The sequence below is a fragment of the Candidatus Gastranaerophilales bacterium genome (assembly GCA_028696075.1).
Lineage (GTDB): Bacteria > Cyanobacteriota > Vampirovibrionia > Gastranaerophilales > JAILCC01 > JAQVHS01.
In genome coordinates, this window is the sequence record JAQVHS010000021.1 from 1 (window position 1) to 7,260 (window position 7,260).

7 protein-coding genes are annotated in these 7,260 nt (G+C 33.6%); 5 read left to right on the top strand and 2 right to left on the bottom strand.

Annotated elements, in window-relative coordinates; all coding sequences use genetic code 11:
- On the top strand, positions 1-275 hold a 275-nt coding region (locus PHX18_09105; protein MDD3594764.1), incomplete at its 5' end, for a WYL domain-containing protein.
- A 316-nt stretch (positions 276-591) separates the two neighbouring features.
- The gene (locus tag PHX18_09110) at positions 592-858 is read left to right on the top strand and encodes a hypothetical protein (protein MDD3594765.1); all 267 of its coding nucleotides are present in this window, start codon (positions 592-594) and stop codon (positions 856-858) included.
- A gap of 577 nt (positions 859-1,435) precedes the next feature.
- Here the strand turns inward: PHX18_09110 and PHX18_09115 are convergent.
- Positions 1,436-1,570 carry a hypothetical protein gene (locus PHX18_09115; GenBank protein MDD3594766.1) on the bottom strand — a complete coding sequence of 45 codons (135 nt, stop codon included), beginning with the start codon at positions 1,568-1,570 and terminating at the stop codon, positions 1,436-1,438.
- A gap of 118 nt (positions 1,571-1,688) precedes the next feature.
- Between PHX18_09115 and PHX18_09120 the strand changes: the two genes are divergently transcribed.
- From PHX18_09120 to PHX18_09130, 3 genes are all read left to right on the top strand, one after another.
- Complete coding sequence (locus PHX18_09120; protein MDD3594767.1) at positions 1,689-3,824, top strand: hypothetical protein; 2,136 nt, start codon at positions 1,689-1,691, stop codon at positions 3,822-3,824.
- 171 nt (positions 3,825-3,995) lie between these two features.
- Positions 3,996-5,234 (top strand): [FeFe] hydrogenase H-cluster maturation GTPase HydF, encoded by a 1,239-nt coding sequence (gene hydF / locus PHX18_09125; GenBank protein MDD3594768.1) that lies wholly within the window; start codon positions 3,996-3,998, stop codon positions 5,232-5,234.
- Positions 5,234-6,613, top strand: coding sequence for an aspartate ammonia-lyase (locus PHX18_09130; GenBank protein MDD3594769.1), 1,380 nt, complete (start codon positions 5,234-5,236; stop codon positions 6,611-6,613). The genes hydF and PHX18_09130 overlap by 1 nt, the downstream gene beginning before the upstream one ends.
- 2 nt (positions 6,614-6,615) lie before the next feature.
- Here the strand turns inward: PHX18_09130 and PHX18_09135 are convergent, their stop codons facing one another.
- On the bottom strand, positions 6,616-7,119 hold the full coding sequence (locus PHX18_09135; GenBank protein MDD3594770.1) for a hypothetical protein: 504 nt from the start codon (positions 7,117-7,119) through the stop codon (positions 6,616-6,618).
- Positions 7,120-7,260 lie beyond the last annotated feature (141 nt).

Below are 7,260 nucleotides of genomic sequence, written 5' to 3' on the forward strand. Positions count from 1 at the left end.
CACAATCGTTTGGGATTTATCAGGAAGAACCTATTGATATTGTTCTAGAATTCAATAAAATAATTGCTGAGGATGTATTGAATTATCACTTTCATCCGACTCAAAAAGTCAAAGTGCTTGATAACGGTAATATTGAGGTAAAATTCAAAGCCGGCGGAACTTATGCCATTTGCCAGGAACTCTTCAAATGGGGCTGTGATGTTAAAATAAAAAAACCAGCCTCCCTAAAAACCTACTACAAAACATATCTTCAAGATATTTTAAATAGTTTATAGGTTAACCTGATACAGCTCTTAAATAGAGTGATATCTTGAATGCAATGGAGCAATGATTAAAAATAGGCAAGAATTAATTTTAATTTTATACCCACCATAAAATGGTGTCACAATAACAAAATATATGTATGCAAGGATGGTATATTTAAAGAAGATTTTTATAGTTCCTGCGCTATTAATACTTACAATATAGAAAATATTTATAATGATGACCCGATTAATTTTGATTTTGATGTTAATAAATATTTTAAAGTAAATTAAAATTTAAATCCTTGGGCTGATTGTAAATATTTACACTAAATAATCTAATGACATATTGTATTTTACTGAATCGTGCGGTAATAGAACATATTTCCAAGGCTTAAAAGCTGTTGAAACTTCCATTTCTTACATTGATAAAATCACCGCCGATTCTATCCCTACTCTTCCAGTTGGGACTTGCATATTTAATGGGATATCAACACAGATGCCGGTATTACTGGCAATAGATAAACTGGAATGTAATTTATCTCCTCAAAGTGAAACGGTTTGTATTTCAGAATTATTATCAAATGATAGTAGCCTTGGTACGATAACCGAATAATGCTTTAGAGTTCTTAATTAATCTTAAGCCGTTAAGCTTAATTAAAAACTTTTATGTTAAATTTTAAACTCATTTGCTAGAAAAATTATCAGTAAGTTTTGAAATTTATATCAGGTTCATTCTAAATGTCTGACAATCAGTTTGGAAAATTTTCCGACTTGATTTTCGCAAAATTAAAATTTTTCCATTCTGCTTGTCACATTTTCCATTCTGTCTGTCAAATTATACCTAAAGACGGCTTTTTATAGTGTTTTCAAAGGAAAAAGCGTTAAAAATAATGGTAAAAAATCGTTAATTCCGTTAATTTCGATTCCATATTTATGGACAAGGCGGAACTGCCTCAATATCAAGACACAGCCTAAACTTCAGCGATTTGCCTTCAATTACATAGCAATGTTTTTATCCGTCTGGTTATACAATTCTTGAAAAAATTTAATTGAAATTAAAAAAATATAATTTTGTAACACTATAATCCATGTGAAATGCAATAGAAATTACACAGATTTTACACAGATAATAAAAAACTCGCTCTTTCGAAAAAGAACGAGTGTAGCACATAAGAGAGATTTATTTTATTTTATTTTTCAAAATACCATTTAATTTTTTTGCGGATAAAATTTCCCACATCATCAGCCTTGATATCAGTATATGGCGGTAAATAAATAATATCGATTTTACCCGCACTTGAAGTTATGCTTGCTTCTTGAATCATCTGCTGAAAATGAATGTTAAATTTTGTAACAAAAAAACTTTTTTATTAAAGATAAACCTAAAAGATGCCGATTAGACATGTATATCCAAGAATATTGAAAGATATGAGGAATATCTTAATGACAAAAATAGATCCAATTAACTTTTTTTTAACCTCAGCTGCTAAACCAGATCAGGCTTACGATTTCAATAAAGATGGTATAGTAGATATTGAGGATTGGCAATATTTGCAATTGCTGAATTTAGATGATGATGACACCAACGATATTATTATTACTGACGATATAGAACAAGCTTTCACTGAAATACTGGCTGAAGAACCAAAAGACAATTCGACAGGAAAAACGGTTCAAACAGATACTCCTGAAGGCAATACTAATGCCGATTCCTCAACAGCTTTTTATAACAACATTAATCAATATACAAAAGATTTAACTGTATTAAAATCAAACATATTTGCTCAACAAGCATCAATTGAGATTACAGACAACGTGATAGAGTCAAAAGAGGCGCAATATGAGTCTAAACAAAAAGAAATAGAAACTAAACAAAAAGAGTACCAAACAAAAGCAGAGGAAATATCAGAAAAAAAACAAGCCGAATATGATGCGAAACTTGCAAAAATAAATGCGGATTATGCCGCAGGCAAATATGGAACGAAAGATTATTCAAAGGTAATTGCAGATGAATTGGGCGATTATAGTGTATCCTCTGAAAATTCTGAACTTGCAGCTATAAATGGAGAAATAGCATCAATAAAAACGCAATTATCTACATTAGGGCAGGCAATTGAAACGAATAAAAACTTACGTTTAACTCAAGTACGAATTTTTAATACACAACAAATGAACTATAACAACATAGCTTCGACGCTACAACAAAGTGTGGATATCTCTTATGCACAAAGAATTGCTCTAACACCTTCAATTGTGGCAACAGAAGGTATTAGAGCTACTGACAGCGTAAATACTACTACTGACGGTAAAACAAATAAAACCACGGGCAATATCAACTGGTCGGATCTTTATGTTGAGGGGAAAGGTATTAATTTTAATAATTTGCGCAATTTAATTATTGAGGAAGTGCAGTCGAAGTCTAATCCCGAACAAAAATCTACACGTATTAATTCATCATTAGCAGCATCACTAATTAAAGAAAATAATATAACTGGCGAAGCAAAAGAAATTATAGAAAATATCGTAAAAAATACAACTTCTTTTATCAGTGGAAATGTGGCAACTTGCTATGAACTAAAATCAAATGGGAATAAAGGTAGTTTTTTTGGCTTTAGATTGAGTAGCAATTTTTCTTTAGAAAATTTTGCCCAAATAGATACTGATAGCGATGGTTTTATGTCTTTAGAAGAGACTCAAAAACTTGTTGATTGTTCTTCAAGAAAAAAAGAACTTATGGATAGCATTCATGATAAAAATTATGATGTTACATATAATTCAGTAAAAGATTCAATAAAAAAATATGAAGATGCAGGCGATGCAGCTTCGGCAGCATTGTTAAAAAGCACTTTAGAATCATCAAAAGCGAAGATAAAAGAAACAAAGGGCGCAAATCAGTCAGATTTAGGTTCGCTTATGTCTATTTATATAGGCAATCTAACAAGACGAGAAACAATGAATTGCGGAGAGTCTTACGCTATTGGTAGCGGAGGAAAGAAAACCATTATCAACGGAGTCGATGTTGTTGTTCAAAAAGATGCAATAATTTCTAATGAAGAAATAGATTTTTATGACAATTATTTTGAAAAAAATAAAGGTTCAGCCGATATGCTTGCCGCAACATTTGAATTGATGGAAGAAAAAGGCGGCAATATAACGAATGATTTTAGGAATTTTGCTGAATATTATGCTAGTGGAGCAACTTCTTTTGAACCGGATTTTGAACTTGCCAAAAAATTAAATATTGAGCTTGAAGAGAAGTATAACAAATATACCCATGAATTTATAGGCTGGGGGCCTAAATCTACTACTGAATTTACATACACAAATACAGCAACCGGAGAAGAATCAACAATTTCATTATACAACAGTTCCTCTTGTCCAAAGTGTAAAGATCAAAATTACGTATTTTTATACCTTCGTCCGAAATATTTATTAGGTCTGATTTCTGAAGAAGAATATCAAGCAGCCCTGAAAAGCTCTAATTTAGGTGATATAACTTGGGCAGATGAATCAGCTTATTATTCAGCAATAAAATCGAAAGAAGTCGAAGAATTGGAAAAAGAAAAAGATTCGTTTTAATATATAGACGTATATTTAATACTTTTTTAACCTCAGAATCGAAAATCATTTCATCTGGGATTTTAGTACAGTTCATAAGTAAATTATTTTATTTTTAGTAAATTAATTTATTCTAAAATTAATGCTATGATAATTGAAGTAAAAACAGTTTTAATCAAAGGAAGGCATTAAATGCAAACCACTCCAAAGGGAATGAGGCTCCATATAGGGATTTTCGGCAAGCGTAATGTAGGTAAATCCAATATTTTAAACGCTTTAACAAACCAAGATATTTCTATTGTTTCAGAGATTGCAGGCACCACAACTGACCCTGTTGAAAAGGCAATGGAACTTTTACCTTTAGGACCGGTGCTTTTTGTTGACACTGCAGGTGTTGATGATGAGGGCAAGTTGGGTGAACTTAGAATAAAAAAAACAATGCAAATCTTTGACAGAATTGACATTGCCTTAATAGTATCCGACCGGACGGATTGGGGCATATTTGAAAAAGAACTTTATGATGAATTTATCGCAAGAAAAATCCCAATAATAGCAATCTTTAATAAATCCGATTTAACTGAAATTACAGAAGAAAAGCTGACTGAAGTTAAAAGCCTAAATGTCCCTATAGTAATTACTTCGGCCAAAACAGGGTCTGGGATGGATAACCTTAAGCAAAAACTTATTGAAAATGCACCCGAAGAATTTATTAATCCTCCAATGATTGCAGCTGATTTAATCCCCCTGGGGGAAATGGGCATTCTGGTTGTACCCATTGATTTGCAAGCACCAAAAGGCAGACTTATACTGCCACAAGTTCAAACTATACGTGATTTGCTCGACAACGATTCAATGGTGATGGTAGTCAAAGAACGAGAACTCAAAGAAGCTTTGTGCAGGTTAAATAAGCCGCCTCAAATAGTTATTACGGATTCACAGGCATTTTTGAAGGTGTCTGCAGATGTGCCCAAAAATATTAAACTGACATCTTTTTCAATACTTTTTGCAAGGTTCAAAGGGGATTTGGAAGAATTTGTTAAGGGGGCCCTTGCTATAGAAACTCTTAAACCAAATGACAAGGTTTTAATATGCGAATCCTGTACACACCATGCAATAGGTGATGATATAGGGACGGTAAAAATCCCGAGATGGCTGACTCAATATGTAGGCGGAAAGTTAGAATTTGTACACTATGCAGGGCATGATTTCCCTGAAAATATTTCCGAGTATAATCTTATAATACACTGCGGTGCTTGCATGACAAACAGACGCGAAATACTCTCAAGGATAATGAAAGCCAAACAGGCAGGTGTACCTATTACCAATTATGGGCTTTCGATTGCATATTCTTTAGGCATTTTTGAGCGTGCATTAGAACCTTTTGCTATGGCGCACCAAATTTATCAAGAGCTTAAAAGGCAGGTAAAATAATGGGTTTCAAAGAAGAAAAAGATTTTTTAGGCACAAAGCAAATCCCCGATGATGTACTATGGGGTATTAACAGCTTAAGGGCAAAAGAAAATTTTCCGCTTTCGGATTATAGACACCATAGATATTTTATAATGGCTTTCGGGTATGTAAAAAAAGCCTGTACTATGACAATAAAAGACCTTGGGGTTAGAGATGACAAAAAAAATGATGCAATAATTGAGGCTTGCGATGCTCTTATATCAGGGGAGCTTGATTCTCAAATAATAGTTGACCCTATGCAAGGTGGAGCAGGGACATCTCTAAATATGAATGTAAATGAGGTTTTGGCAAATTATGCCAGGCAAAAAACTAACGAGAACATTGACCCTATTGAAGATGTTAATTTGTATCAGTCAACAAACGATGTTTATCCTACCGCATTAAAAATTGCATCAATATTTTTATTACACAACCTTGAAAAAAAAGTTACGGAACTTCAGGCTGCTTTTGAAGAGAAAGAAAAAGAATTTTCTGATATTGTAAAAGTCGGCAGAACGCAGCTGATGGATGCTGTTTTGATTACTTTAGGCAAAGAATTTTCTTCTTATGCAGAAGCAGTTGCAAGAGACAGATGGCGCATATACAAATGTGAAGAGCGCCTTAGAGTAGTAAATATCGGCGGGACAGCAATAGGAACAGGGTTGAATGCCCCAAGAAAGTTTATATTCGGAGTAATCGAACATTTGAGAGATTTAACAAATATTGGTCTTGCAAGAGCCGAAAACCTTGTTGAAAACACACAAAATTGGGACGTTTTTGCCGAAGTTTCAGGAATTCTGAAGGCACATGCAACAAATCTTATAAAAATCTCTAATGATTTAAGATTATTAAATTCAGGTCCTAAAGCAGGTTTAGCGGAAATAATTTTACCGCCAAGACAGGTAGGTTCTTCTATAATGCCGGGCAAAGTTAACCCTGTTATACCTGAGGCTGCAGCGCAAGTCGGTATAAAAGTGCTTGGAAATGATGTAATTATTAACCAATGCATTTCGATGGGACAGCTTGAGCTTAACCAATTTGCACCTTTAATAGCATTCTCATTCTTAGAATCATTGAATTTGCTAACTAATGCAAATGAAATGCTTGTTCAAAATTGTATTAAAGAAATAAAAGCCAATAAAGAATATATCAAAGCAACTCTTGATAATAGCTATGCCGTATTAACCGCTCTTGTTCCCAAACTCGGTTATAAAAAAACAGCACAAATAGCTTCCGAGATTGAGGAAAGCTCATTAAACGTCAGGGATTACATTATTCAAAATAACATCCTAACAGAAGCAGAATATGATTATCTGACTTCGCCCGAAGCAGTTTTAGCACTGGGGTATAAAGACATATAAATTTATGGATGCAAATAATCCATATTACCTTGCTGCATAATAATGTAGGCACAATTTATACCACTTGAATTCCCATAATTAGCTCTGGATTTTGAGCAATATACAGGTCCATAGTGACCTGAATCATCAAGAGGGAAGACTCCCTCATTAGTTACGTAAAATCCGAATAAATCTACTCCTTGAGCGTTAGGTGGATTGTCGGCATTTAAATCGACTCTAATCCATAGACAACTCTTATTATTGGGTACAGGATATATGCAATCTTTATTAACGTGAGAAGTGAATAAAGTTACTCCGTTACTCAACCTGAATTTTGGAAAAGAAGATGAAGTATCTATATCCACTAAATTTGTATTGGGTGTACCATCCATGTTTTTATAAGTGTCTGAAAAACACCCTCCTGCGTCACTACATTTTTGTATGCGTAAATAAGGAATAACATTATCCATAGTGTGAAATTGGCTTAATCCCCAAGTCGAAGGCAATCCATGCTCTGCCTCTGCCATTTTAAAAGCTTGCCGCTGTCCTAACCCCGTATAATTGGTCCAGTATAGAAGTTAGTTTTCGAGATAAAATTAACTCAATCAAGAAAGGACTAAGATATGAAAAAAGGACAAAAAGCAAAACCAGAAGAAATCATCAAAACA

Excerpts from the sequence above, each read along its gene's own strand:
- PHX18_09130 (MDD3594769.1), top strand. The coding sequence starts at position 5,234 with ATGGGTTTCAAAGAAGAAAAAGATTTTTTAGGCACAAAGCAAATCCCC.
- PHX18_09115 (MDD3594766.1), bottom strand. The coding sequence starts at position 1,570 with ATGATTCAAGAAGCAAGCATAACTTCAAGTGCGGGTAAAATCGATATT.
- hydF (MDD3594768.1), top strand. The coding sequence starts at position 3,996 with ATGCAAACCACTCCAAAGGGAATGAGGCTCCATATAGGGATTTTCGGC.
- PHX18_09120 (MDD3594767.1), top strand. The coding sequence starts at position 1,689 with ATGACAAAAATAGATCCAATTAACTTTTTTTTAACCTCAGCTGCTAAA.
- PHX18_09135 (MDD3594770.1), bottom strand. The coding sequence starts at position 7,119 with ATGGCAGAGGCAGAGCATGGATTGCCTTCGACTTGGGGATTAAGCCAA.